The 25,909-nt window shown below is 62.1% G+C and carries 25 protein-coding genes and 1 riboswitch; of the genes, 11 read left to right on the forward strand and 14 right to left on the reverse strand.

Going from position 1 to position 25,909, the window contains the following annotated elements:
* Positions 1 to 15: 15 nt before the first annotated feature.
* Positions 16 to 102, forward strand: a riboswitch (cyclic di-GMP riboswitch).
* A gap of 111 nt (positions 103 to 213) precedes the next feature.
* From KW824_RS09695 to KW824_RS09705, 3 genes are all read left to right on the forward strand, one after another.
* A complete protein-coding gene (locus tag KW824_RS09695; protein WP_218409661.1) occupies positions 214 to 2,811 on the forward strand; it encodes a glycosyl hydrolase family 18 protein in 2,598 nt (865 codons plus the stop codon).
* Between the two features lie 393 nt (positions 2,812 to 3,204).
* Positions 3,205 to 4,698, forward strand: coding sequence for a hypothetical protein (locus tag KW824_RS09700; RefSeq protein ID WP_218409662.1), 1,494 nt, complete (start codon positions 3,205 to 3,207; stop codon positions 4,696 to 4,698).
* 130 nt (positions 4,699 to 4,828) lie between these two features.
* Positions 4,829 to 7,195, forward strand: coding sequence for a M66 family metalloprotease (locus tag KW824_RS09705; protein WP_371316614.1), 2,367 nt, complete (start codon positions 4,829 to 4,831; stop codon positions 7,193 to 7,195).
* Between the two features lie 46 nt (positions 7,196 to 7,241).
* On the opposite strand, the gene KW824_RS09710 is transcribed toward KW824_RS09705, so the two are convergent.
* Positions 7,242 to 8,042 carry a putative RNA methyltransferase gene (locus tag KW824_RS09710; protein ID WP_218409663.1) on the reverse strand — a complete coding sequence of 267 codons (801 nt, stop codon included), beginning with the start codon at positions 8,040 to 8,042 and terminating at the stop codon, positions 7,242 to 7,244.
* Between the two features lie 122 nt (positions 8,043 to 8,164).
* Positions 8,165 to 8,803 carry a cAMP-activated global transcriptional regulator CRP gene (crp, locus tag KW824_RS09715; protein WP_025328082.1) on the reverse strand — a complete coding sequence of 213 codons (639 nt, stop codon included), beginning with the start codon at positions 8,801 to 8,803 and terminating at the stop codon, positions 8,165 to 8,167.
* 371 nt (positions 8,804 to 9,174) lie between these two features.
* Between crp and KW824_RS09720 the strand changes: the two genes are divergently transcribed.
* Both KW824_RS09720 and KW824_RS09725 read left to right on the forward strand, forming a co-directional pair.
* Complete coding sequence (locus KW824_RS09720) at positions 9,175 to 9,579, forward strand: OsmC family protein (RefSeq protein WP_218409664.1); 405 nt, start codon at positions 9,175 to 9,177, stop codon at positions 9,577 to 9,579.
* A gap of 48 nt (positions 9,580 to 9,627) precedes the next feature.
* The gene (locus KW824_RS09725) at positions 9,628 to 9,927 is read left to right on the forward strand and encodes a hypothetical protein (protein ID WP_005330517.1); all 300 of its coding nucleotides are present in this window, start codon (positions 9,628 to 9,630) and stop codon (positions 9,925 to 9,927) included.
* Positions 9,928 to 9,997: 70 nt separating this feature from the next.
* Here KW824_RS09725 and KW824_RS09730 read toward each other — a convergent pair whose 3' ends face one another.
* The 3 genes from KW824_RS09730 to KW824_RS09740 all read right to left on the reverse strand — a co-directional run bounded on the left by KW824_RS09730 (position 9,998) and on the right by KW824_RS09740 (position 11,923).
* The gene (locus KW824_RS09730; protein WP_171272500.1) at positions 9,998 to 10,531 is read right to left on the reverse strand and encodes a DUF4136 domain-containing protein; all 534 of its coding nucleotides are present in this window, start codon (positions 10,529 to 10,531) and stop codon (positions 9,998 to 10,000) included.
* A 15-nt stretch (positions 10,532 to 10,546) separates the two neighbouring features.
* A complete protein-coding gene (locus KW824_RS09735) occupies positions 10,547 to 11,416 on the reverse strand; it encodes a phosphoribulokinase (protein ID WP_005330514.1) in 870 nt (289 codons plus the stop codon).
* 261 nt (positions 11,417 to 11,677) lie between these two features.
* The gene (locus tag KW824_RS09740) at positions 11,678 to 11,923 is read right to left on the reverse strand and encodes a YheU family protein (RefSeq protein ID WP_043133008.1); all 246 of its coding nucleotides are present in this window, start codon (positions 11,921 to 11,923) and stop codon (positions 11,678 to 11,680) included.
* A gap of 89 nt (positions 11,924 to 12,012) precedes the next feature.
* Here KW824_RS09740 and KW824_RS09745 point away from each other — a divergent pair, with 89 nt between their 5' ends.
* Positions 12,013 to 13,161, forward strand: a complete 1,149-nt coding sequence (locus KW824_RS09745) for a GGDEF domain-containing protein (protein ID WP_218409665.1) — start codon at positions 12,013 to 12,015, stop codon at positions 13,159 to 13,161.
* Here the strand turns inward: KW824_RS09745 and KW824_RS09750 are convergent.
* From KW824_RS09750 to KW824_RS09760, 3 genes are all read right to left on the reverse strand, one after another.
* Entirely contained in the window at positions 13,143 to 14,126 is a 984-nt protein-coding gene (locus KW824_RS09750) for a hydrolase (RefSeq protein ID WP_218409666.1), read from the reverse strand. The two genes, KW824_RS09745 and KW824_RS09750, sit on opposite strands and share 19 nt — an antisense overlap.
* Before the next feature lie 55 nt (positions 14,127 to 14,181).
* Positions 14,182 to 15,081 carry a chemotaxis protein CheV gene (locus tag KW824_RS09755; protein ID WP_218409667.1) on the reverse strand — a complete coding sequence of 300 codons (900 nt, stop codon included), beginning with the start codon at positions 15,079 to 15,081 and terminating at the stop codon, positions 14,182 to 14,184.
* Positions 15,082 to 15,233: 152 nt separating this feature from the next.
* A complete protein-coding gene (locus KW824_RS09760) occupies positions 15,234 to 15,923 on the reverse strand; it encodes a hypothetical protein (RefSeq protein WP_218409668.1) in 690 nt (229 codons plus the stop codon).
* 39 nt (positions 15,924 to 15,962) lie between these two features.
* Here KW824_RS09760 and KW824_RS09765 point away from each other — a divergent pair, with 39 nt between their 5' ends.
* Together KW824_RS09765 and KW824_RS09770 are read left to right on the forward strand one after the other, a co-directional pair.
* Positions 15,963 to 16,169, forward strand: coding sequence for a YheV family putative zinc ribbon protein (locus KW824_RS09765; protein WP_033130616.1), 207 nt, complete (start codon positions 15,963 to 15,965; stop codon positions 16,167 to 16,169).
* A gap of 222 nt (positions 16,170 to 16,391) precedes the next feature.
* On the forward strand, positions 16,392 to 17,024 hold the full coding sequence (locus tag KW824_RS09770; RefSeq protein WP_043133000.1) for a peptidylprolyl isomerase: 633 nt from the start codon (positions 16,392 to 16,394) through the stop codon (positions 17,022 to 17,024).
* A 59-nt stretch (positions 17,025 to 17,083) separates the two neighbouring features.
* Here KW824_RS09770 and KW824_RS09775 read toward each other — a convergent pair whose 3' ends face one another.
* Positions 17,084 to 17,299, reverse strand: a complete 216-nt coding sequence (locus KW824_RS09775) for a SlyX family protein (RefSeq protein ID WP_005330500.1) — start codon at positions 17,297 to 17,299, stop codon at positions 17,084 to 17,086.
* A gap of 14 nt (positions 17,300 to 17,313) precedes the next feature.
* The gene (locus KW824_RS09780; RefSeq protein WP_218409669.1) at positions 17,314 to 18,282 is read right to left on the reverse strand and encodes a WD40 repeat domain-containing protein; all 969 of its coding nucleotides are present in this window, start codon (positions 18,280 to 18,282) and stop codon (positions 17,314 to 17,316) included.
* A 119-nt stretch (positions 18,283 to 18,401) separates the two neighbouring features.
* Here KW824_RS09780 and fkpA point away from each other — a divergent pair, with 119 nt between their 5' ends.
* The gene (gene fkpA / locus KW824_RS09785; protein ID WP_041207073.1) at positions 18,402 to 19,208 is read left to right on the forward strand and encodes an FKBP-type peptidyl-prolyl cis-trans isomerase; all 807 of its coding nucleotides are present in this window, start codon (positions 18,402 to 18,404) and stop codon (positions 19,206 to 19,208) included.
* A 148-nt stretch (positions 19,209 to 19,356) separates the two neighbouring features.
* Entirely contained in the window at positions 19,357 to 20,763 is a 1,407-nt protein-coding gene (locus tag KW824_RS09790) for a sigma-54 dependent transcriptional regulator (protein ID WP_218409670.1), read from the forward strand.
* A gap of 121 nt (positions 20,764 to 20,884) precedes the next feature.
* On the opposite strand, the gene KW824_RS09795 is transcribed toward KW824_RS09790, so the two are convergent.
* From KW824_RS09795 to KW824_RS09805, 3 genes are all read right to left on the reverse strand, one after another.
* Entirely contained in the window at positions 20,885 to 21,748 is an 864-nt protein-coding gene (locus KW824_RS09795) for a tetratricopeptide repeat protein (RefSeq protein WP_218409671.1), read from the reverse strand.
* Positions 21,749 to 21,861: 113 nt separating this feature from the next.
* Complete coding sequence (locus KW824_RS09800) at positions 21,862 to 22,197, reverse strand: hypothetical protein (protein WP_005330490.1); 336 nt, start codon at positions 22,195 to 22,197, stop codon at positions 21,862 to 21,864.
* A 117-nt stretch (positions 22,198 to 22,314) separates the two neighbouring features.
* Positions 22,315 to 22,653 (reverse strand): DUF2956 domain-containing protein, encoded by a 339-nt coding sequence (locus KW824_RS09805; RefSeq protein ID WP_218409672.1) that lies wholly within the window; start codon positions 22,651 to 22,653, stop codon positions 22,315 to 22,317.
* Positions 22,654 to 22,902: 249 nt separating this feature from the next.
* Between KW824_RS09805 and ushA the strand changes: the two genes are divergently transcribed.
* Entirely contained in the window at positions 22,903 to 24,573 is a 1,671-nt protein-coding gene (gene ushA / locus KW824_RS09810; RefSeq protein ID WP_218409673.1) for a bifunctional UDP-sugar hydrolase/5'-nucleotidase UshA, read from the forward strand.
* Positions 24,574 to 24,779: 206 nt separating this feature from the next.
* Here ushA and KW824_RS09815 read toward each other — a convergent pair whose 3' ends face one another.
* Positions 24,780 to 25,634, reverse strand: a complete 855-nt coding sequence (locus tag KW824_RS09815; protein WP_005330485.1) for a Tim44 domain-containing protein — start codon at positions 25,632 to 25,634, stop codon at positions 24,780 to 24,782.
* Positions 25,635 to 25,909 lie beyond the last annotated feature (275 nt).

A 25,909-nucleotide genomic window follows, 5' to 3' on the forward strand; every position in this document is an offset into this window, starting at 1 on the left:
TGTCGCAAATCAAGTTGTGCAAAAAGGCAAACCGGATGAAAGTCCGGGACGCAAAGCCTCCGGTCTAAGGGTCAAAGTGCCTAGGATAGCGGGGCCACCACAGGTGGTATCGTCCATGGGCCAAGCCATGGTTGCGATGATGTCTGCGTTACCTGTCAGGTTGCGTTGCCTTTTTCGTTGTTAATTCCAATAACGAAATAAGGAAGTTCAAATATGTTAAGTCCAAAACTTTCCCTGCTGGCGCTCCTTGTCGGGGGGCTCTGCGCTACCTCCGCCTTCGCCGCTGCCCCGGGCAAACCCACCATCGGCTCGGGCCCCACCAAGTTCGCCATCGTCGAAGTCAATCAATCCGCCTCGGCCTACAACCAGCTGGTGACCGTCCACAAGGATGGTGCCCCGGTCAGCGTGACCTGGAACCTCTGGTCCGGTGACGTGGGTCAGACCGCCAAGGTGCTGCTCGATGGCAATGAGGTGTGGTCAGGTCCGGCTTCTGCCGCGGGTACCGCCAACTTCAAGGTGACCAAGGGAGGGCGCTACCAGATGCAGGTGGCCCTGTGCAACGCCGACGGCTGCACGCTCTCCGACAAGAAGGAACTGGTGGTCGCCGATACCGACGGCAGCCATCTGGCGCCGCTCAATGCACCGCTGCAAGAGAACAACAAGCCCTACGCCAACAAGTCCGGCAAGGTGGTGGGTGCCTACTACGTGGAATGGGGGGTCTATGGTCGCAAGTTCACCGTCGACAAGATCCCGGCCCAGAACCTGACTCACATCCTCTATGGCTTCACCCCCATCTGCGGCGGCAACGGCATCAACGACAGCCTCAAAGAGATCTCCGGCAGCTTCGAGGCGCTGCAGCGCTCCTGTGCCGGTCGCGAGGACTTCAAGGTGTCCATCCACGATCCCTGGGCGGCGATCCAGATGTCCCAGGGCAACCTCAGCGCCTGGGATGAGCCCTACAAGGGCAACTTCGGCAACCTGATGGCGCTCAAGCAGGCCCGTCCTGACCTCAAGATCCTGCCCTCGGTCGGGGGCTGGACCCTCTCCGATCCCTTCTACTTCCTGGGGGACAAGACCAAGCGCGACACCTTCGTCGCCTCGGTCAAGGAGTTCCTGCAGACCTGGAAGTTCTTCGACGGCGTGGACATCGACTGGGAGTTCCCGGGCGGCCAGGGCGCCAACCCCAGCCTGGGCGGTCCGAGCGATGGCGCCACCTATGTGGTGCTGATGCAGGAACTGCGCGCCATGCTCGACGAGCTGGAGGCCGAGACTGGGCGCCAGTATGAGCTCACTTCGGCCATCAGCGCCGGCGGTGACAAGATTGCCAAGGTGGATTATCAGGCGGCCCAGCAGTACATGGACCACATCTTCCTGATGAGCTACGACTTCAGTGGCGCCTTCGACCTGAACAACCTGGCCCACCAGACCAACCTCTTTGCATCCAGCTGGGATCCGGCTACCAAGTACACCACCGACAAGGGCGTCAGGGCACTGCTGGATCAGGGTGTGACGCCGGGCAAGATAGTGGTCGGCGCCGCCATGTATGGTCGTGGCTGGACCGGGGTGAACGGCTATCAGACTGGCAACCCCTTCACCGGCACCGCCACCGGGCCGGTAACCGGCACCTGGGAGAACGGCGTGGTGGATTACCGCGACATCGTCAACAACCGCATGGGCGCTGGCTGGGAGCAGGGCTATGACGAGGTGGCCGAGGCCCCCTATGTCTTCAAGGCCAGCAGCGGCGATCTCATCAGCTTCGACAACGATCGCTCGGTCAAGGCCAAGGGGCAGTACGTGCTGGCGAACCAGCTCGGCGGCCTGTTTGCCTGGGAGATAGATGCGGACAACGGCGACATCCTCAACGCCATGCACGAGGGATTGGGCCATGGCGAGGGCACCCTGCCACCGGCGAACAAGCCGCCACTGGCCAATGCCGGCAGCGATCTGAGTGTCACCGGCCCGACCGAGGTGACTCTCAACGGCTCCGCCTCCCATGATCCGGAAAACGGAGTGCTGACCCACAGCTGGAAGCAGGTCTCTGGCCCCCAGGCCAGCCTGCTCGATGCCACCCAGGCCAAGGCCCGCGTGGTGTTGGACGCCGTCAGTGCCGACGTCAACCTGGTGTTCGAGCTGACCGTCACCGACGATCAGGGCCTCACCGCCAAGGATCAGGTGGTGGTGACCAACAAGGCGCCGCAGCCCAACCTGCCGCCCGTGGTCAGCGTCCCGGCCAGTGCCAGCGTCGAGTCCGGCAAGCAGGTGACCATCCAGGCCACGGCATCCGATCCGAACGGTGACACCCTGAGCTATCAGTGGAGCCTGCCAGCGGGTCTTACCGCCACCGGCCAGGACAGTGCCACCCTGGTGGTCACGGGTCCGAGCGTCACCAGCGACACCGCTTATGACCTGACCCTGGTGGTCACAGACGGTTCCCTTGACGCCAGTGCCGCTACCCGCCTCACCGTCAAGCCGGTCAGCACCGGTGGTGGTTGTGAGGCAAGCGATCCGGAGGCGGCCAACTGGCCGGCCTGGAACGCCAGCACCGTTTACAACGCCGAGACCAAGGTGAGCCACAACCAGTTGGTGTGGCAGGCCAAGTACTGGACCCAGGGCAACGAGCCAAGCCAGACGGCGGATCAGTGGAAGCTGATAAGCCCGGTGCAGCTCGGCTGGAACGCGGGTGTGGCCTACAACGCCGGTGACCTCACCAACCACAACGGGCGCAAGTGGAAGGCCCAGTACTGGACCAAGGGCGATGAACCCGGCAAGGCCGCGGTCTGGGTGGATCAGGGGGTGGCCAGCTGTAACTGACAAGCCATCCGGGATGGGGCCTGGCCCCATCCCTTCTCACCCTTTTTCACTGACAGGGCCAACGGCCCTGCCATCGCAACAAGAATGCCTCAGCATTTATTCCCTATGAAGGACAGACCCCATGAAGAATCATCACACCCTGTTGCGGGCGAGTGTTCCCCTGCTCGGCTGGGTGCTGCTTGCGCCGCTGGCGATGGCCCAGCAGAGCAGTACCACGGGGGCATTTCGCAAGGACAACAGCACGCCCCAGATCTACAGCCAGGAGGGGCTGGTCAACAATTTTGCCCAGATGCTGCCACTGGGGGCGACCTTTTCCCCCCTGCTGACGGCCTGGGATGCCGAGGATGGCGATCTCACGGCTCGCATCAGCCAGAAAGCACGGTCAATACCCAGGTGCCGGGCAGCTATGTGGCCCAGTACCAGGTCAAGGACGATGGTCTGCCCGCAGAGGATGGTTTCAAGGGGTGGGGGAGCATCACCACCACCTTCTCGTTGCCGGTGACCATTTATGATCCAGCGCGCGAGTTGCCCGCCAGGGGGCTTGTGCTGGGGACGCTCTGGGATGAGGGTCCCGTCATCAACGACACTCTCTTCATGGTGGTTGGCGACGCGCTGAGCCGCCCCTTCCGTATCAATGGAGACAGCCTGCCGCTGCTGGGAGAGAGGCTGTCCATTCGCACATTCCAGGTGAAGGAGGGACACTGGGGTGGCAACAACCGTCAGTTCGCACTTCTGTTGAGGGATCCTGACAGTGGCGAGGTGCTCTATGACGGTCCCCTGACGTTCAGCGGTGGCACCACCTTCACCCCCAGTGCCCCCATCCCTGTGCTGGCGGATCGGGACTACCAGTTCACCCTGCGCTACCTGGCCGGTAGCGACAGGCAGGGTTTCAAGCGTAATGAGGCGGGCCAGTTCTGGCTTGGCGCCGAAGGGGTGCAGGAGCAGGCACTCTATCCTCATGCCCAGGTACTGCCGGATCCTGCCAACCGGCTGGCGTTCGACCCCGGCCTGAGCCGCCCTCTCAAAGAAAAGTTGTTGAGCAGCGCCGGCGGCGGGGAGGTACTCCATGTCCGCAGGTTGCCGGGGGCCGAAGCTCAGGCGTTGAGCTATGTCATCACAGATCCGGCTCTGGCGACACTCCAGGTCCAGCCGGGGGATGGTGAAGATCGGCTGGTGCTGAGCGGGCTGCAGGCCGGGGAGACCAACCTGGCGATCCTGGCCAACGGTGAGCGGGTCGATCTCGTGCGTCTCGTCATCACTGCCCCCAAGGCGGTGACCCTCTCTTACAGCTACATCGCCTATCCGGGGGAGACCCAGACCCATCTGTGGGACGATGGCGTGTTGATCCAGCGCGATATCACTCGTCGCTACGCCCCTTACAACCTCCAGCTCAGCTGGATCGACAACGGCGTTCTGGTGCACGAGTGGGACCGGGACGGTGACGGCGAATCCTACGAGGCGGATCGCTCCGAGCGGGAGGCGCCCTTCGATGAGGGCTGGATCCCGAACCGGGGGCAGGTCTTCTCCAACCTCTATGTGATCCGCAGTTACAAGGATCCGGCGCGAGCCTGCAGCGGCTCCGGGGCCGGTTCGTCCATGGGGATAGGGCCGGACGACGCGCCCCCCCGGGCGGGTTATCGCGCGGCCTGCCCAGGCAACGCCACCGAGCTGGGTCAGTCCCTGACCCTGGCCCACGAGCTGGGTCATAACCTGGGGCTATGGCACACGGGTAACACGGATCCCTATCGCAGCAGCAACCTCATGACCGCCGGTCGTCAGGAGGGGATTTTCTTCGCATCCCAGTGGCGGACTATCCACCAGACCCTGAATGCCCGCATCGCTGCGGGGGATCCCGGGGTGCGCGAGGGGACGACGCCGAGTCGGTAAGCGTCTCTGGGGCGGTCCCGGCACTAGCCGGGCCGCCCCTGTCACGTGCAGTGGACGGATGTGCCGATCGTCTTTCAGGCTTCCAACAGCAGGGCATGTGGACATGCCCATCACAACGAGAACCATAACAATGAAAAAAACACCGTTAGCCAGCCTGATCATGGCTGCCCTGGCGAGTGGCCCCCTGTTGGCCGCCGTCCAGGTTCCCCCCTCCTTGCCCTTCAATACCCAGGCCCCGACCAACGATCTGCAAGGCACGCTGGCGGCGCAGGTCCAGTTTGCCCAGAGCCAGATCCTGCCGGCCCATGTCGCCGAGGGGGACAGCCAGCCCAGGTTGACTGCCTTGCGCAAGAGCCTGCTGCTGGTCAGGCCCTTGCAAGCCGGGGACAGCGTGCCGATGACAGTGACGGCGCGAGACGGCGCCGGGCAGACGCTCGGGACGCTCGGCCTCAACCCGCCTGAGCAGTTGCCGAAGACGGCCTATTATCTCGATGGCTCGCCGGAGGAGGGGGTCGACTTCACCCCGGGAGCGGGGACCACCACTATCATCAGCAGCAGCGCCGAGCTGGCCCTGCTGAATGACACCACGGCAGCCCTGCTGAGCGATCGCCTGGGGCAGCATGCACTGGTGGAGGTGCAGACCGCTGATGGCCGCTGGGTCAGGGATATCTATCTGCCAGAGGGGGCCGCCCTGGAGGGCAAGATGGTACGTGCAAGCTCCAATGCGGGCTACAACTCGACGGTGCGCTACAGTGGCCGTCAGGTGACGCTCTCCCGTGGTCAGACGTTGCAGTTCAAGTTCGTCAATGGCCAGTGGATCAGGGACGGGGAGCTCGAGAACAACGGCATCCGCTATGCGACCGACGCCTGGAGCGCCGTGCTGCCAGCCGACTGGATCCAGCCTGGCCTGAGCCTGCAATTGAGTCAGGGGACGCAGAGCGGTGAACTGGTGGATCTGCAGGTTGGGGCCCCGAGCGAGCTGCTCATCCACACCATCGACATCGGCATGCTGACCACGCCCCGCAATCAGTTTGCCTTCGCCAGGGATGCCGAGGCCCATCGGGAATATTTCCAGACGGTGCCCACCAGTCGGCTCATCGTCAGCCAGTATGCCCCCCTGTCGCTGCCGGAGGTGATGCTGCCAAATGGCACCCTGCTCACCGACTTTGACCCGAGCGAGGGGGGCTGGCACACCGGCACCATGCGCCAACGTATCGGCAAGGAGCTGATCTCCCACGGGATAGACAACGCGAACTACGGCATCAACAGCACCGCCGGCGAGGGGGAAAGCAGCCATCCCTATGTGGTCGCCCAGTTGGCGGCCCATAACAGCCGTGGCAAGTACGCCAACGGCATCCAGGTGCACGGCGGCTCGGGCGGGGGCGGGATCGTCACCCTCGACAACTCCCTTGGCAACGAATTCAGCCACGAGGTGGGCCACAACTATGGTCTCGGTCATTACGTCGGCGGCTTCCTGGGATCCGTACACCGCAGCGCGGAGGCGGTCAATTCGAGCTGGGGCTGGGATGGGGATCGCAATCGCTTCATTCCCAACTTCGGCGCCAGCCGCAGCGGTCAGAGTGCCTGTCTCGACGGCCAGTGCCAGGCGCCTTTCGAGGGCCACCCGTTCGGTTTTGATGCCATGGCGGGTGGCTCGCCCTTTTCCGGCTTCAACCGCTTCACCCTCTATACCCCGAACTCGGCCGCCATCATCCAGCGCTTCCTCGAGAGCAAGGCGGTGTTCGATGCCGCTTCCCCGACCGGGTTTAGCAAGTGGGATGCCGCCACCGCCACCATGCTGCCCTACCAGCACAGGGTGGAGCAGCTGGAGCAGATCAGCGCGCCCATCAACGATCTGAGCGAGGCAAAGCTGGCGGCCCTGCTGACGGAATATGATCTGGTCAAGGTAGCCATGTGGGATGGCAACTGGACGCGCAACATCCAGGCGCCGCCAGCCGCAGCCGGGAATGCGGGGCGCATACTGACCGTGGATCACGCTGCCAGCTACAACAGCATCCTCTTCGTCAATGGCCAGCAGATCACCGTCTCCCGTGGCTTCAAGAAGAGCTACACCTCGGACGGCAGCCGCTGGAACGAAGGGCCTGTGGTGGATCCACGGACTCCGCGCAAGCCGCAGGCATTCGGCGTGCCGGTGACCACCCTGGTGGGGTATTACGATCCTCGCGGGCTGTTGCCGAGCTACCTCTATCCGGCCCTGCACGGTGCCTACGGCTTCAGCTATGGTGATGACGGCGAGCGGTCCGGGGCAGGGGATTGCCAACTGCAGGTGGAGACCCGCGAGGGCCTGCTGCACTTCCGGCTGGCCAATCATCGCCTGAACGCCAACTTGATGAACAAGTTCCATGTCAACGTGCCCACGGCCAGCGAGCCATTGGACGCCGCCGTGATCTGCGCCGCCCAGACCCTGGTTCAGAGGCCCATCTCGGCACCGGAGGCGGATCTCTCCTTCACCGTCAACGGACGTCCTCTCGAGTAAGAGACGCCCATGAAAAAAGGCCCGTACGGGCCTTTTTCCATGGGGTTCAGAGGGGTTTTTGCCACAGGCTCAACAGCAGATCTTGCTCCAGCTCGTCCGGCCCCTGGTGGGTGAAGGCGTGACGCTGCTCACCGCCGGCGCGCCAGCCGAGACGACTGGTTTCCAGCACATGGGCGCGCAGAGTCTGATCCATGGTCATGGAGAACTGGCAGCGTTGCCGCTCTACGGGCGTAAGCCCTGCCAGGGCCGGCCAGCTGAGGGGGTGCTCCATGCTCACCGGGTTGAGGCTGACTCTCAGTTGCCACTGGTGGCGCGGACCGGGTTGCAGGTGGAGCAGGTAGCCACCCGGCGTCAGCAGGCTGACCAGCAGCTCTGTCTTGATCTTGAGATCGTTGACCAGCAGCACCTGGGCGGAGCCGGCCAGCAGCGGTGCCTTGGCCGGATCGGCGATGACGAAATGGCCGTCGGGTTGCGCCTTGTTGGCGGCGAAGATGGCGTTCTTGGCCAGATCGATGCCGCCAAACTGCCAGCCCGGCAGGCGTTCTGCCAGGGCGCGGCAGTAGTACCCCTCACCACAGCCGAGATGGATCAGCTCGCGCTCGCCGAGCGGCGCCAGCAGGGTTGCCATGGCCTCCACCAGGGGCAGCTGGTGTCCCTGCTCCAGGAAGCGGCGCTTGGCACGCAGCAGGGCCCGGCTGTCGCTGTCCTTGGGATCCTTCTTGCCCGGAATGAGATCCAGATAACCTTCCGGGGCCGGATCGAAATGGTGCTTGTTGTCGCAATAGACCCCGCGGGAGGCTTCATGAAGATGCAGGGGGCTGCGGCACAGGGGACATTGAAGATGCATACACACTCGCTTGGTTGAGGCCGGGGAAGGGCGTGCGGGATTATAGGGGAGACGATCAGAAAAGGCTGCCGTGGCAGCCTTTTTTATCCAACGGCCCTGTGCTGAGCCGTCAGGGAACCCGGTCAGCGGGTGCCAAACACCACTATGGTCTTGCCGTGGGCGGAGATGAGCTCTTGCTCTTCCAGCATCTTGAGGATGCGGCCGACGGTTTCACGAGAGCAGCCGACGATCTGGCCGATCTCCTGACGGGTGATCTTGATCTGCATGCCATCCGGGTGGGTCATGGCGTCTGGCTGCTTGGCCAGGTTCAGAAGGGTCTGGGCAATCCGGCCGGTCACGTCCAGGAAGGCGAGGTTGCCGACCTTCTGGCTGGTGTGCTGCAGGCGCTTGGCCATCTGGCCGGAGAGGCGCAACAGGATGTCCGGGTTGACCTGGATCAGCTGGCGGAACTTCTTGTAGGATATCTCGGCGACTTCACAGGCACCTTTGGCACGTACCCAGGCGGAACGCTCCGGATTCTCGTTCTCTTCGAACATCCCCATCTCGCCCAGGAAATCCCCTTGATTCAGGTAGGAGAGGATCATCTCCTTGCCCTCGTCATCCTTGATCAGGACGGCGACGGTACCCTTGACGATGTAGTAGAGGGTTTCCGCTTTTTCACCGGCATGAATAAGGGTGCTCTTGGCGGGATACTTATGAATGTGGCAATGCGACAAGAACCACTCGAGGGTGGGATCGCTTTGCGGTTTGCCAATGATCATGAGACTTCCTCTGTAGTGTCATTTTTATGGACTGTGCGTCCAGGCAAGTTGCCAAGCTTGCCATTCCTTAGTCTTTGGTCGCAGTAGAATAAGAGCCTTTGTCTGTGCTGACAAGGCTTTGGGACTTTGCTGTCCATCTCTGTGCATCGATCTGCTGCGCCATTCGGGCCATTCTAGGCAAGAAGGGGGGGAGAGATGTTGATTTCGATCTATTTCCTTCAGGGTCTGCCGTGGTTTCGGAACAAGTCGCGGTGCCGGGTGAGACGGTCATGAAGCAGGGGGTGGCGCAAGGTGACGGGCATGTGCCACTCGACCCCTGCTTGAGGTATGCTATGGGCGTCAGAACCGTCGTCATTGAGAGGAAAAGTGAGATGAAAGCCAAGGTCAGCTGGGTGGAAGGCATGAAGTTTGTGGGCGAGAGCGAGTCCGGTCATCAGGTGACGCTGGACGGCGCCAACCCGGGCGAAGGTGCCAGCCCGATGGAGATGATCCTGCTGGCTGTCGGTGGGTGCAGCTCCATCGACGTGGTCTCCATTCTGGAGAAGGCGCGCCAGAGCGTGACCGCCTGCCATGTGGAGCTGGAAGGGGCCCGTGCCGACTCGGTGCCTCGGGTGTTCGAGAAGATCCACCTCAAGTTCGTCGTGACCGGCAAGGGCTTGGCCGAGAAACAGGTGGCCCGCGCGGTCGACTTGTCGATGGAAAAGTACTGTTCAGTGTCCCTGATGTTGGAAAAAGCGGTAGAAATTACCCATAGTTATCAAATTCTTGAAGCTTGATAGTTGTAGTTTGTCCCGTAGATAACGCCATGACATAAGGAAAGTGCGATGAAAAAAATGATGATGTTGCTTCCCCTGTTCGGACTGGCCGCCTGCAGCATGCCGCAGCCCACCCAGTATCAATACAGTCAGTATCAATGCGGGGAAGAGTTGTTGGCCATCACCTATGATGCCCAGGCCGACATGGTGCAGTTCCCTTATGCCGGGGTGTATTACAAGCTGGGTCGCATCGAGTCGCCCAAAGAGACCGCCAGCTATTCCGATGGGGTGACCACCTTCTCCCAACAGGGCAAGCAGGCCACCCTGATCAAGAGTGGTGTGACCCAGCTGACCTGCGAGCTGAAGTAATCGCCATGCCGTGGCAACGGCGTGTATGCAAAACGGCCTGCTTGACGCAGGCCGTTTTGTTATGGGGTGCTCATTGGGCGGGCAGGGAGCCGAGGAGTTGAGCGGCGAGCTGCTGGCTCAGCTGGCTGCGGGCATCCTCGGCGATGGGCACGTCGCTGGCGAGCTGGATGGCACTGCTCCAGACACTTTGCTGGGTGCGCCTGTCGATCAGCAGTATGGCCAGGGTGCCCTTGCGCGCATCGGCGGCGGCATTCAGGCCTGGGGTCATGCCGAGGCGGGAAAATATCTCCCCATCACTCATGTCCTGGCTGCCTGCCACTCCGATGGCGACCCAGACGTCGGCTTCATCCAGGGGCACACTGCGCCAACCCTTGCCATCGAGCGTCTGGGTTACGGCTCGTTGCACCGGCTCCAGCCAGGGTGCTGCGCTGTTGCCCGCGTACTGGAACTGCTCCGCCAGCGCATAGCGTGGCGTCGCCCCGTAGGGCCAGTTGTCTGCCGGGCGTACCACCATGGTCCCCGTCTCGACAGTGGGGGCGGCAGGGCCCGCGCTGCAACCGCCCAGCAGGGCTGCCAGTGTGAATGAGAGAAGTGCACCGCGCATCATAAGCTCCTTGGCTCAGGTAATCTTGCCGGTTTCTAACAGTTGCTGGATCAGGGGGCGCAGGATCAGCTCCATCGCGAAACCCATCTTGCCCCCCGGCACCACTATGGTGTTCATTCTGGACATGAAGGCCCCGTCGATCATCGACAGCAGGTAAGGGAAGTCCACCTGCTTGATGCCCCGAAACCGGATCACCAGCATACTCTCGTCCAGGCTGGGTATCACCTTGGCGCTGAAGGGGTTGGAGGTATCCACCGTCGGCACGCGCTGGAAGTTGATGTGGGTGCGGGAGAACTGCGGGGTGATGAAGTTGATGTAGTCATCCATGGAGCGGACGATGGAGTCGGTCACCGCCTCCCGGGAGTGGCCGCGCTCAGAGGTGTCGCGAATGAGCTTCTGGATCCACTCCAGGTTGACGATGGGCACCACGCCGATGAGAAAGTCCACGTGACGGGCCACGTTGTGTTCGCCGGTCACCACGCCGCCGTGCAGCCCTTCGTAGAACAGCAGGTCCGTCTCCCCCGGCAACGCCTGCCAGGGGGTGAAGGTGCCCGGCATCTGGTTGAAGGGGACCGCCTCGTCGAAGCTGTGCAGATAGCGCCTGTACTGGCCGCTGCCGCTTTGGCCGTACTCCTGGAAAAAGGATTCCAGCAGGCCGAAGTCGTTGGCCTCGGGGCCGAAGTAGCTGATGTGGCGTCCCTGCTCGCGCGCCTTGCGGATCGCCACGTCCATCTCGGGCCTTGTATAGCGATGAAAACTGTCCCCCTCGACCACGGCCGCCTTGTATCCGAGCTGGTGGAACATGGAGCGGAAGGCGTTGGTGGAGGTGGAGGTGCCGGCACCGGAGGAACCGGTAACCGCAATGATGGGATGCTTGGCCGACATAGAATTCTCTCTTCCTTGGGAGTTCCGTTATAAAGGCAGGTTCAAAGTGCGGTCAAGTGCGCCTTCATGACCCGGCTGTACCATGATCCCCGTCGCCCTCCATGTGCAGGCGCCCTGGCGGGGCTGACATTGCCAAATGGGGGCATAACATAACTGTGTGTGAAGCGCGTCAGACTGCGGATGAGGTGACCGCATTCTCCAGCGTGACATTCTCCCGCCTTTACCCCGGGTGGCTGAGCCTGATGCCGTTCAGATCGTGGGTCATTCCTGCCGGAGATCGTCGGCGGGCGCATTGCTCAAATGCGTCTTTGGCACGACGTTGACACTTTCATGCAACTCGCTGTAGACCAGCACGGCACTACCTTGTAGTAATTGCTGTCTGACCTCCTCGACCTTGTCGGCTAGGCTGACATCCTGCTCGCCGTATTCGGTGCCTTCTTGCAGCACGAAATGCTCGAGCAGGTTGTTGAGGGTATCTGGATCCAGTTCTTGCCAAGGGATAATCATGATTTCATCTTCAGTCATAGCGATGCGGATATTGTCGGTGTCTGACCGGCAAGCGCAAGGAGTTTATCTGGACCTGCGCGAGGGTTTTCATGTCATCAGTTGAACAGCGTCACCCAACCAGTCACGTCGACCAGCATCTTCAGGATGCGCGTCGGCACGCCCTGAGCGCGGGGCTGCGCTGGTTCTGGGCCACCAGCCAGCTGCCGAGCCTCTATCTGCTGGCTCGCTTCTATATGTATCAGGATGCCCGGCAGGTGGCGATCGCTGGACTGCCCTGGGGGTATGAGTGGCAGATAGGCCTGGTGATCCTGGCCAGCGTGCTGACTCCCCTGGTCTGGCGCTGGTGCTCTCGCCAGGGAACATCGAGATGGCAGCCCTGGCTCTGGGGTTGCGCCATGTTGTGGGGACTGGCCTGGGCTCTGATGGCCTATGCCATTGCTACCATCGAGCCCAGGGGGTTTAGCCTGGCATTCAATATCGTCAGCCTGTTGCTGCTGACGGCCCTGATCGCCTTCTACAGCGAGTGGCGTGTTTTCTACAGCCTGAGTGCCCCGCTTCTTATTTTTCTGCTGTTTCAGGAGCGCTGGGTGATGGTGCCGTCCGTCACCGTGTACTGGCTGGCTGGTGGGAGCTTGTTGATCGTTCTGGAGACCGGGCGGCGCATGCTCAACGGCTGGTTCGAACTGGCGGTGTTGCGCGAGCACGACAATCTGGTGCTCGCTCGCAAGATGGATGCCATGGCCCATCGGGATCCCCTGACCGGGCTTGCCAACCGCCGTCATTTCGATCGGGTCTGCAAGCACGCCATCGCACAGGGTACAACGCTGGAGGTGCCGCTCACGGTGATCCTGCTCGATGTGGATTTCTTCAAGCGATACAACGATCGTTACGGCCATCAGGCTGGGGACGAATGCCTGATCCTGGTGGCCGAGTGCCTGGAGGAGAGCGTGCGTGAGCCCGGCGATCTGGTGGCGCGTTATGGGGGAGAAGAGTTCGTGGTGCTGCTGCAGGAGACAGATCTGGCCGCCGGTGAACGGGTTGCGCAGCGTATTCGTTCTACCCTGGCCGCCAGGGCGTTGCCCCACGAAGGCTCAGATGTGGCTCCCCATCTCACCCTGAGCCAGGGGATTGCCCAATGGCGTCAGGGAGAGAGCCTGGTCATGCTGCTCGAGCGGGTCGATGGTGCTCTCTACCAGGCCAAGGAAGAGGGGCGCAACGGCTACCGGCTCGCATCCTGAGTCTGCTCCCGCAGCCATTGGCTGATCCGCTCCTCCAGCCAGAAGCGGGGGCGCCAGGGCGTACCGTGCAGGAAACCCACGTGGCCACCGCACCGGCTCAGCTCGTAGCGCACCAGGGGGGAAAGCTGTTCCGGTGTGGGGATCACGGCCTGCGTCATGAAGGGGTCGTCGGCGGCATGGATCACCAGGGTCGGGATGGGAATACGCGCCAGCAGGCCAAGCCCGGAGCAGGTCTGATAGTAGTGATCGGCGCTGTCGAAGCCATGGAGCGGGGCCGTGACCTGCTCGTCAAAGTCGCGCAGGGTGGCGATACGGTCGACCTGCTGCGGTTGCCAGCGGGACTGGGCTGCGGCTTGATGGCGGATCTTGCTCTGCAGATTGGCTCGCATGGTGCGCAGCAGGTAGCTTTGATACACCCGTGAGAATCCCTGATTGACCCTGTCGGCGCAGCTCGCCAGTTGCAGGGGGGCCGAGATCACCACGGCGGCGGTGAGTTCATCCGGACAAGCCCGCGCCAGCAGATTGACCAGCATGTTGCCCCCCAGAGAATAACCGATGGCGATCAGTGGCTTGCCGGGAAAACGGCGACCCAGCTCGGCGATCACCGCCTCTGCATCCTCGATGGCGCCGGAGTGGTAGGCTCGCAGCAGCCGGTTCGGCTCGCCGCTGCACCCCCGAAAATGCATCAACACGGCGTCGTTCCCTTGCCGCTGCAGATGGGCAAACAGTCCCTTGGCATAGTGGGAGTGAATGCTGCCCTCCAGGCCGTGAAACAGCACCAGCAGTGGCCGCTCATCCGGGCTGATGGGCCCGCTCCAGGCGAGATCGACGAAGTCCCCATCCGCGAGTTCGAACCGTTCCGGGATGAAGCGGGCCGGCGCGCGGCGCAGCCACTTCGGCAAGATGGTTTGCAGGTGGGGATTGCGGGCCCACCAGGGGGCGTGAAAGTGGCTTTCTGTCAGCATGCAACGACTCGGGGAGAAGAGGAAACAGGCAGCGGGCCCATGGCCCGCCGCGGTGTCAGACGGGCAGGCGATCGTGGTGTTCGGCGCCGCGCAGCATGGCCTGGATCAGCTCGTTGGCTTCAAACTTGGTCAGTGCCTCGTGGGCGCCGACCTGATGGGCACGCTCCACGCTGATCTCGCTGGAGAGGGAGGTGTGCAGGATGATGTAAGCCTCCGCCAGTCTGGGATCGCTCTGTACCTCGAAGGCGAGCTCGTAACCGTCCAGCCCCGGCATCTCGATGTCGCTCACCAGGATGTCGATCCGGCTGCCCTGAGCGACCTTGGACTGCATCAGGCTGAGCGCGTCGCGCCCGTTGGTGCACACCTCGTAGGGAATGTTGATGTAATCGAGGGCCGCCATCAGCTGGCGGCGGGCGACGGAGGAGTCGTCCACCAGCAGGATCCGCATCGGCTTGAGCCGTTCACGCTGCACATCGGTCAGCACGGGGTAGAGGTGGCTGGGATCGTCTGGATAGACCCGGGACAGGATCAGCTCCACGTCCAGCAGCTGGATCAGCTGATCCCCCACCTTGGTCACCCCGGTGACGAAGACGTTCTGACCGAGGGAAGGGGGCGGCGGCTCGATGTCGCGCCAGTTGCACTCGGTGATCTTGTCGATGCCCCGTACCAGGAAACCCACCAGGGTGCGGCGGCAATCCGTGATGATGATGAAACAACTGGGCATCTCCTCCCGGCTGATGGGGCGATAGCCTACCGCCATCGCCATGTCGATCACGGGGATGGTGGTGCCCCGCATGCTGGCCGCCCCGAGCACGGTCGGGTGCGAATGGGGCAGGGCGGTGAGCTGGGTGTAGGGGACTATCTCCTTCACCTTGAGGGTGCCGATGGCGAAGGATTGCCTGGCTGAGAGGTGAAACAGCAACATGCCCTGGGATTGGTTGGCCTTGCTCGTCATGGCGGATGTCCTGTTGATCTAATCGGTGACGGTCAATCTGGTGTTCAGCATAGAGGGTGGTGACCAGGATGATGCCGTTGTTATTAACGGTTATTAGCGACCGCGAGCCTCAAAACTGGACCCTGTCACCCTCATTTATTTTCTCGTCCGGTTCACTGGGCGGAGGCCACCGCCTCCAGCGTCAGCCCGAGCCAGTGCTGGCACGCCTGCGCCAAAGCCTGTTCATCCTGGTAGCCGAGCTTTGCCACGACCTGGGCCGGCTTGCTGCCACTTCTGAGCAGGCGTACCCCTTGCAGCAACTGCCACTGGGCACCGAGTGCATCGGCCGTCAGGGCGGGATCCACGATGCCCCGCTGGGCGAGGCAAGCCTGCCAGGCCGCTGTGCTGCCTTCCGACTGGCCGGCCAGGGCGCGCCAGGCGGCTTGCAGCGGCTGATCTGTCTGCGCCAGGATGGCACACGCCTGCAACTCGTCCCCGATGACCCGCAGCCGGTGGCCATAGGCCTCTTGCCAGTCACGGGGCCTGGACCAGCTGGCCAGACTGTCCAGCAGGGCGTCCATCAGCGGGGTGGGTTGCAACCAGCCAGCCTGGGCCGGTTGCGCCACCCGCACCGAGCAGGTCAGCAAATCATGCTGACAACCCGCCAGGGGGGTGAAGGCGGCGAGGGCATCGGCGCACAGCCAGAAGTGGCTGCCCGCCGTCAGCAACAGCTCATGGGAGCCGAGTCTCAGCAGCGCCGCACCTCGGGTGACGCGCAGCAGCTGACCCAGGGGGGAGCGTTTGCGGGGGCCGACCTGCAGGCAAGGAGTGGAAAAATGCTGATATTCGATGGCGTGATGCATGTAAAAACCCTGATATGATGCTGCCTGGAGGTAACAAAAATGGAAACCAGACGTAAAAAGCGCTTCATTGCCGGTGCGGTTTGCCCGGCGTGCGGCAAGATGGACACCATGATGCTGTATATGGAGCATGGAGTCGAGAAGGTGACCTGTGTCGACTGCGGGGATACCCAGGTGCAGACCCAGGCCGAGGTGGACAAGGCGACCCGCGAGGCCGAACAGGTCATAGGCGTCTTTCGTCCCGAATGACGTACCGCCGGATGGCCGGGGTGGACCAGGCCATCCGCGAGGCTGAATCGCTGTTAAGGTGTTTCGCCTCCAGTGAGGGGCCTCTTGATAATACCCGGGGTGGGGCAAGGCTCGTTCTGGACTGCTGACTTTTTCAGCATGGCGGAGCGGGGCAGATCATATGCTTGGCCACCTTTTTAAGGTATTCTGGGCCCGTTTTTTTCTATCCGCAGGATCCCTGACATGAAAGTAGCTCCCCTGAGCGTGGTTACGCTGGAATACACGGTCACCGACGAACACGGTGAAGTCATCGACACCACTGTCGGTAAAGAGCCTCTGGTGTATCTGCACGGTACCCGTTATCTGGTCTCCGGCCTCGAAGCCGAGCTGGAAGGCCGCAGTGTGGGCGAGGCGTTCGACGTCACCCTGACGCCGAACCAGGCCTATGGCGAGTATGACGAGAACCTGGTGCAAGAAGTGCCCGGCGAGCTGTTCGATGGCATGGAAGTGTCTGAAGGGGATACTTTTGTGGCCGAGACCGACGATGGCCACCGTCCGGTGACCGTCATCGAAGTCTCCGAAGAGTTCATCAAGGTGGATGGCAACCATCCGCTGGCCGGTGTGACCCTGGGCTTCAAGGTCGAGATCAAGGACGTGCGTGCCGCGACCGCCGAAGAGCTGGCTCACGGCCACGTGCACGGTGCCGGTGGCTGCGGTCACGATCATGGCCATGACCACGGTCACGATCACGACCATGACCACGGCGGTTGCTGCGGCGGTCACGGCCACGATCACGGTCATGACCACGGCGACGAGCAGGGTCATGGCGGTTGCTGTGGCGGCGGTGGTTGCGGTGGCAAGGGCCATCACCACTGATCTGCCGACTGGCAAGATGAAAAAACCCGCTGCGTGCGGGTTTTTTTATGGCGTTGCACTCAGTAGTGCGGGGGCGGCGTCTCTTCGGCCATGCTGGCTATCTGGCTCGGCTGCACGCTTTGCAGCTTGTCTACCAGTAGCTGGATCTGATGCTTGAGCCGGTCGAGTTCACGGCCCTGGGTGGTGACCTCTTCGTTGAGCTGCTCCACCGTGTATTCGGCATAGGCGAGACGGCTTTCCAGGGTCTCGAGACGATCGTTAACTTGCTGACTCATGGGCCTTTTGGTCCTTACTTGATAGTCCAGATTTCGGCCAGGCCACTGGAGCTGGCGCTGACGAGGTGGCCATTGTCGCGCAAAGCCACGCCATAGACCACAGCGCTCGGTGGTTTCACCTTGGGATGAGGAGAGACGCGCCAGCTTTGCAACAGGCTGCCATCGCTCACCCGCCACAGAGAGAGCTGACGTGAGGGGGCGCCGGTGATGAGCCAGTTGCCGTCGTTGGCAAAGCGCGCGCTGGTGTAGACCTCGAAACGGTGCGCGAACTGCAGCCGGCTCACCTCCTTGCCAGTCTTGAGATCCCAGATGCTGGCCTGGCGGCTGTCGGCGGTGAAGGCGAAGCGCCCCGCCGGATCCAGCCTCGCCATCACCACCCGGCCGCCGTGGTTGAAACGCCATACCACCTGGCCGGTGCGGGTATCCCACAGATAGGCGCTGTAATCGTTGCCGCCGGTGAGGGCGTAGCGGCCATTGGCGGAGAGATCCACCGTGTTGACCTGCTCGGTATGGCCGAGGAACTGCAACCTGCGCCCGGTGCGGGTGTCCACCAGCTCCGCCTTGCCATCTTCGCGGCCGATCAGCACCAGACGACCATCGGCCGAGAGCGCCGCATCCCTCAGGCTGGATTCAGGAAGGGAATAGTAGCCTTGAGATCGACCATCTTGCAGGCGCCAAATGGCAAAGGTGCGCTGGGTGGCGGTGATGGCGTGGCTGTCGTCCGGGGAGAAGCGGGTGAGGGTGACGAACTCCTCCTGATCATCGCTCTGACGCCAGCGCCAGCGCTCCTTGCCCTGTTCCAGATCCCACACCACGGTGCCCTGGCCCAGGCTGGAGACGATGGCCTGCTTGCCGGAACTGGCGAGATCCGCACTCAGCAAGCCCTGGTTGGCGAGGCGGATCTGTTGGCCGGGAAGTGAGCTCTGTTCGCATCCCGTCAGCATCAGGCAAATACCGATGAGATAAATGGCACTTTTGATCATTTTTCCTGTCTCATGCTTTCGTTACCTGCGATCACGGCGTTAGTATAAGGCGCTTATCACGATAAACCTCTCATTTCACGAAGGAACCGAGAGCGGTATTTAGAGTTTTGGAGAAACTGATGAACAATTTTCTGAAGGTGTCCCTGTTGGCTGCGGCCGTTGCCGTGGGTCTGACTGCTTGCCAAAAAGATGAGAAGCCTGCTGCCAATACCGCAGAGGTCAAGGCAGAAGCCAGCAAGCCGGCAGAGGCTCCCAAGGCAGCAGCCAAGAGCTTTGAAGAGCAATCCGGCTATGCGATCGGCCTCTCCATGGGTCGTTATATCGCCAATACTCTGGAGCGTCAGCAGGAGCTCGGCATCAAGCTGGACAACAGCGTCATCCTCAAGGGGGTGACCGACGGTCTGGGCAAGGAAGCTGGCATGACTGACGAGGAGATCCAGAAGGTCCTGCAGGAATACGACGCCAAGATCAACGAGCTGACCAAGGCCAAGGCCGACAAGGATGCGGTGGAAAACCTGAAGAAGGGTGAAGAGTACCTGGCCGCCAACGCCAAGAAAGAGGGCGTAAAGAGCACCGAATCCGGCCTGCAGTATCAGGTCGAGAAGCTGGGTGACGGCGCCAAGCCGAAGGCCACCGACATCGTCAAGGTGCACTACACCGGTACCCTGACCGATGGCACCAAGTTCGACAGCTCCGTCGATCGCGGCGAGCCGGCCACCTTCCCGCTGAACCAGGTGATCCCGGGCTGGACCGAAGGCGTGCAGCTGATGCCGGTCGGTTCCAAGTTCAAGTTCTTCCTGCCGTCCAAGCTGGCCTATGGCGAGCACGGTGCAGGCTCCATCCCGGCCAACGCCGTGCTGGTATTTGACGTCGAGCTGCTGGCCATCGAAAAGCCGACCGCCGAAGGCGACGACGCGAAGAAATAAGCGGTAAACGCGATGAAAACGGCTCCCCAGGGAGCCGTTTTTGCTTGTGTGGCGCAGTGGGTGGCGGGAGAAAGCTGAGAGCCCGTCTTGAGTGTATGGCGTCTAACCCCCAGAATAGACAACAAAATCAATCGCAAGGATGGATCTCGTGGCTGAAAGCAAACCCCGTGTCCTGCTGGTGGAAGATACCCGCAGTCTGGCCGTCGTCTATGAGCAGTACCTGGTTCAGGATGGCTATGACGTAGTGCTGGCCGATTGCGGTCAGCAGGCACTGGCGCAGCTGCTGGCCAGCCCGCCCCCAGTGGTGCTGCTCGATCTCGAACTGCCCGATATGTCCGGCATGGCCATACTGCAGCAGATCACCGAGCAGCAACTGCCCTGCTCGGTGGTGGTGATCACCGCCCACGGCTCGGTGGACGTGGCGGTGGAGGCGATGCGCTGCGGTGCCTTCGATTTCCTGACCAAGCCGTTCGATGGCAAGCGGCTGTGTGCCACGGCGCGCAACGCCCTCAAGCACCAGCAGCTCAGCTCGCTGGTGGCCCAGTATCGGGAGAACTTCGAGCGCAGCTCCTTTGCGGGCTTCATCGGCGCCTCCATGGCGATGCAGGCTGTCTATCGCATCATAGAGAGCGCGGCGCCGAGCAAGGCGACCGTGTTCATCACGGGGGAGAGCGGCACCGGCAAGGAGGTGTGTGCCGAGGCCATCCACCAGTGCAGTCCGCGCCGGGATCAGCCTTTCATCGCGCTCAACTGCGCCGCCATTCCCCACGATCTGATGGAGAGCGAGATCTTCGGTCATGTGAAGGGATCGTTCACCGGCGCCCAGGGGGATCGTAAGGGGGCGGCCAGCCTGGCGGACGGTGGCACCCTGTTCCTCGACGAGATCTGCGAGATGGATCTCGACCTGCAGAGCAAGCTGCTGCGCTTCATCCAGACCGGTACCCTGCAGCGGGTCGGCAGCGGCAAGGTGGAGTCGGTGGATGTGCGCTTCGTCTGCGCCACCAACCGGGATCCCCTGGTGGAGGTCAAGGCGGGGCGTTTTCGCGAGGATCTTTACTACCGTCTGCACGTGATTCCGCTCTCTCTGCCGCCACTGCGGGAGCGCGGCGAAGACATACTGCTGCTGGCGCGCGACCTCCTGCTGCGATATGCCAAGGAGGAGCACAAGCGCTTCAAGGATTTCGATGCCGACACTGTGCGGATATTGCTCGACTACCCCTGGCCCGGCAATGTGCGCGAGCTGCAGAACGTGGTGCGCAACATAGTGGTGCTCAACGATCGCGAACTGGTGAGCAAGGATATACTGCCACCGCCGCTCAACGGCGGCCGTGCGCTTGCGGTGCCTGCTGCTGTTGAGGCGACCCACGAGATCCTGGCCGAGCCCGTGCAGACCGCTCTGCCGGTGCGCCCGCTCTGGCTGGTGGAGAAGGAGGCCATCGAGCAGGCCATCGCCAGCTGTGACGGCAACATCCCCAAGGCGGCGGCGCTGCTGGAGATCAGCCCCTCGACTATTTATCGCAAGAAGCAGGGGTGGGAAGAGGCGAGCCTGGCTTGAGGCTTAAGTGCAGCTGGGCTCGGGCCTTCCCTTATCTGTCGCAAGAGGCAGAGCCGGGAAGAGGGGGGCTTGGCCTGAGTGACGGGCGGCGTGAGCCGCCCGCTCTTTTTGCGGCCCGCCATCAGAGCTTGGCTAGGCGCTTGAGTCTGGCCAACCGCTCCGTCTCGTTGGCCTGTAGCCAACCATCCAGCGAGAGCAGGAACCAGGCGCGGGCGAAGTATTCGGGGGCGGCCGGATCGTCCAGCATCAGGCCGTTCTCCCCCAGTTCCTCGAACAGGTAGCCATCTTCCGGCGCGCTGGCCTCGGCCATGTCGGCTTTCAGCTGGCTCAGCTCGGCCATCGCCTGTTCGTGCAATCCCTGGGCCCGGCTCAGCCGTGCCAGGCTCCAGCGGGCGATAAAGGCCTTGGCCTGATTGTTGTGCTGCTGGTGCCAGGCCAGGCATTTTTGCTGGCAGGCTCTGGCTTCATCGAAGCGTCCCAGCTCGAACAGGGTCCAGCCCTGATTGTTGTAGAGGCTGGGCAGCCAGCCGCGCACCTTATCGTCGGCACTGCGTTCGGCCAGGGTCATCGCCAGTTGATGCCAGCGGCTCTGCTCCTCCAGCGGGGCGGCGATGGCCACCATGTGGGCCGCGTCTATGGCGAGCCCAGTCTCCCCCAGCTTGAGCCCGAGTTGCCACCCCTGCTCGAACAGCGTCCTGGCGCTGGCCTTGTCGCCTGCCGAGTTGAATGTCCGCCCCCGTTCCAGCAAGGCGCGCAGCCGTGCTCGCGGGGTGGCGTCGGTGAGGCGGGGTTCTATCTCGTCGAGCAGCTGGTGGGCCTGTGCAAACTGACGCTGCAGGGAGTGGGTACGGGCGATTTGGGTGAGCAGCTCCAGCTCGTATTGCAGGTCGTCCGGTGCCTCTTCGAGCAGGCGTCGAAAACGCAGGGCAGTGGCGGCGGGATCCTGATAATCCCACTGCGCCATGAAATCGGGCGGATTGTCCATCTGGCCTCCTGGCTGGTTACTCTGTCACCAAGATGCCTATCGTCCATTGGTTGTACAAGGGGCGCCCGTCACAGGGCGCCCCTCAGATCATGAAAAAGATCGTGTAAACGACATCAGTAGACCATGGCCAGGCTCATCAGCATCAGGCCGAGGGCGGCGAAGGCTCCCTCCTTGATGGCCAGGCGCGGCACCAGCGCCTTGGGCAGCGCCGGGAACAGGCAGAGCGCGAAGCCAAGCCCCGGCATCAGCCAGTGAAAGCCGGGGCTGCGCAGGCTCGGGTCTGCCGCGCCATTGATGACGATGAGCAGGATGAAGAGGGTGAATGCTGGCAGGATAAACCAGCGGGCGTTGCCGGCGGCGACCGCTCGCAGCGGGGAGATGCGATAGAGCACCAGGGTCACGATAAAGAGGGCAAGGGGGGCCAGCAGATAGAGGGGGGCCGGATTCATGATGGGGGTCTCCAGACAACGGGGGGAAGAGTGTAAGCAGCAGGGGTGAGGGATGACCAGCGCGCCGGCCCCGGGCTGTGAGGCCGATCCCAGGGCAAAGGTTTGCCAAGCAAGGGATCAGCGCAGCCAGGTCCAGGCACAGCCAAACACCAGCCAGCTCAGTACCAGCAATACCCATGGCAACGGGTGCTGGCGAGAGACCTCGATCACGTCGATCTCGCTCTCTTCTTCATGCTCGCCCTGTTGTGGCTGCTTCGCCCTGGCCTGCAACTTCTTCTGGCGGCTCGCCTCCCGGGCTCGCGCCTTCATCTGCTTCTTGTATTCATCTATGCCCTTCTGGATTCCCTGGGCGATCAACTGGGTCTGTTCCTTGGTCTGCCCCGGCTTCTGGTTGGCGCGGGCTACCTTCATCGCCTCCTGCTGGGTCTCGGGGGAAATCTTGTCGTACTTTGCCATTCACGAGTCTCCTTGGCATCGATTGGCGGGAAGTATGCCACAACTGTCTCCGACCGGCTGCCATCCCTGCGGGCGAAATGGCGCGACAGGGCAGGAGGGGATGGGAATATGAGGAAACAGGTTGCGCTGGTGATCACATTTGGCGGAATTTGTGAGTCACTGATGAAAAAGCGTCACATGTTGTTTGTTATATTACGGACCGACTCGAGACCGGGTTGCCCAATAACAAAATAACAAGGTGATATGGAAATGAATTATAAATTTGTCAAAGGAAGTGTCGCGCTGGCCGTGCTCGCCGCGCTGAGTGGCTGCAATATCTCAAGCAATGACAGCGTCGCCCCCTGCACCGAAAATGTCTGCAAGCTGACCGTTCTGCACACCAATGATACCCACGGTCGTTTCTGGCACAACGACAAGGGTGAATATGGCATGGCTGCCCAGAAGACCCTGGTCGAGCGCCTGCGTGGCGAGGCCAAGGCGGCCGGCAGCGAGGTGCTGGTACTCTCCGGTGGCGACGTGAACACCGGGGTGCCCGAGTCGGATCTGCAGGATGCCGAGCCGGACTTCATGGCCATGAACAGCATCCGCTACGATGCCATGGCGGTGGGTAACCACGAGTTCGACAACCCTCTGACCATCCTGGAGAAACAGCGTGAGTGGGCCCAGTTCCCCATGATCTCCGCCAACATCTACGACAAGGCCAGCGGCAAGCGCTATTTCGATCCCTACAAGGTGTTCAAGCTGGAGAGCGGTCTCAAGGTTGCCGTGCTGGGCCTGACCACCGAAGACACCGCCCAACTGGTGGATCCCAACAATGTCCAGACCCTGGAGTTCCGCGATCCGACCACGGAAGCGGCCAAGCTCGGCAAGCAGATCCGCGACAGCAAAGAGGCGAACCTGGTCCTGGCCATCACCCACATGGGTCACTACGAAAATGGCCAGCACGGCAGCAATGCCCCTGGGGATGTGGAGATGGCGCGTGCACTGCCGGCCGGCACCCTGGACGCCATCATCGGCGGTCACTCCCAGAACCCGGTCTGCATGGAGCCGGGCACGCCGGACAAGTACGCCGACTTCAAGCCGGGTGACGACTGCCTGCCGGATCAGCAGAACGGCACCTGGATCATGCAGGCCCACGAGTGGGGCAAGTATGTGGGCCGCGCCCAGTTTGACTACCAGAATGGCAAGCTGACCCTGACCCAGTACGACCTCATCCCTGTCAATCTGAAAGACGCTGACGGCGCCTTCATTCAGGAAGAGATCACCAAGGATCCCGAGCTCTACAATACCCTGCTTACCTACCAGGAGAAGGGTCAGCAGGAGCTGGGCGTGGTGATAGGCTCCACCGACGGCGTGCTGGACGGCGAGCGTGCCAACGTGCGCAACAAGCAGACCAACCTGGGTCGCCTCATCACCACCGCCACCGCCGAGAAGCTGGGCACCGATTTTGGCATCGTCAACTCAGGCGGGGTGCGTGCCTCCATCGCGGCTGGCGACATCAGCTACCGCGACGTGCTGACCGTGCATCCATTTGGCAACACGGTCAACAAGGCGACCATGAGTGGCAGCGAGCTGGCGGCCTATCTCGGTCAGGTGGCGACCAAGACCATCAATACCGGCGGCTATGCCCAGTTTGGTGGCATCAACATGGCGGTGGACTGCCAGGCGAAGAGCGTGACCATCGCCAGCGTGGGCGGCAAGGCCTTCGATCCGGCGGCCAGCTACAGCTTCTCCATCCCGAGCTTCAGTGCGGCCGGTGGTGACGGTTATCCGAAGATCGACACCATCAATGCCGGTCTGGTGGATGCCGGTGTGCTGAAGGATTACATCGCGGCGAAGAAGACCATACTGGTGGCCGATTATCAGCCGTCCGGTGAAGTCAGCTATGTTAATTCCGCCTCTATGGATGGCTGCAAATAATCCAGCGGCCCTGGGCCAATAACAAAAGAGAGGCAGCCATGGCTGCCTCTCTTTTTTATTTTCGAGGTCATCAACAGGGGCTGATGACGATTATTCCCGGCTCCTCGCAAGGCGGGGGAATATTCCATGAGTCGCAGTGAAGAGTGCGATGACAATAAAAAAGCGACCCTGAGGTCGCCTTTATCATGCTTGCCGAACGAGCGTGCTTACAGCTGCTCAATACCGACGATGTGCCAGGGGGCATTGTCCTTGGCCAGGTTGCGCTCGAGGTGCCACACCTCCTTGATGTCCTCCTCGACCTGCTCCTGACGGTCCATGTAGCGCCCGCTGAAGCGTACGCTGACCTGGGCCCAGTCGCTGCCGTAGTCGGCACGCACCAGCTGGGTATCCACATACATCACTTCGGTGTGTTGCTCGCCAGTCAGTTCGGCGCGCTCGGCCTGGAGGTGCTGGAACAGTTCCGGGCTCACATACTCCCGTACCTTCTCCAGATCATTCTTGTTCCAGGCCTCTTGCAGGGTGCGGTAGTGATCACGGGCACCGGACAGGAAACCGTTCATGTCAAAACCTGGCGGCAGGCGGAAGGGGACGTCGCTGTCGGCAAAGCCGGTTGCCTGCGGGGCACCGTTGCTCTGCTCGAACTGCTGCGGTGCTGCCGACGGAGGCTGATAGCCCGCGTAGGCCGTCTGTGGCTGGGGCGCCGCCGCCTTGTTCTTGCGCAGGGCTCGGAACAGGAATACGCCACCCAGTGCCAGCAAGGCGATCAGCAGGAAGTCCATGCCCTGCAGGCCTTCGAAGGCGCCGCTGCCCAGCAGGTAGGCGAACAGGCCACCGGCCAGCAGGCCGCCCAGCAGGCCACCCATCATGCCGCTCTTCTTGGGCGCCGCGGCCAGAGTCGGATTCTTGCCATTCACGGGGGCAGCAGTCGGAGCCGGTTGAGCCGGTGCCGTCTTGTAGCTCTTGCCAAAGGATTTGCCGCCACCAAATTTCTTGGCCTCGGCGATGGGTGCCCCAAGGCCAATGGCCAGGATCACGGCAAACAGGGTCAGCATCTTTTTCATTTTGACTCTTTCACTCTCATGTAGGTGGGGGCATGCTCTGCTTGTGCAAGCTCAGCGAGGCGCATGGCAGGCTGCCGGTCCCTTTTTGTGTTGCAGCTTGCGGGTATGATTACCATGTCTGGCATGAATTATTCATGAACAGATTGCCCCTCCCGGGGGCGCCAAGGAGGATCCCCATGAGAAACAGACGACCGAGTCGTTCGGTGCGCAGGCTGCGCAACAAGCTCAAATCCAAGGCGAAGGATCAGACCCTGGTCTGGCCCTTCCTCGTGCTG

The organism is Aeromonas sp. sif0611 (assembly GCF_019218845.1).
GTDB lineage: Bacteria > Pseudomonadota > Gammaproteobacteria > Enterobacterales > Aeromonadaceae > Aeromonas > Aeromonas media.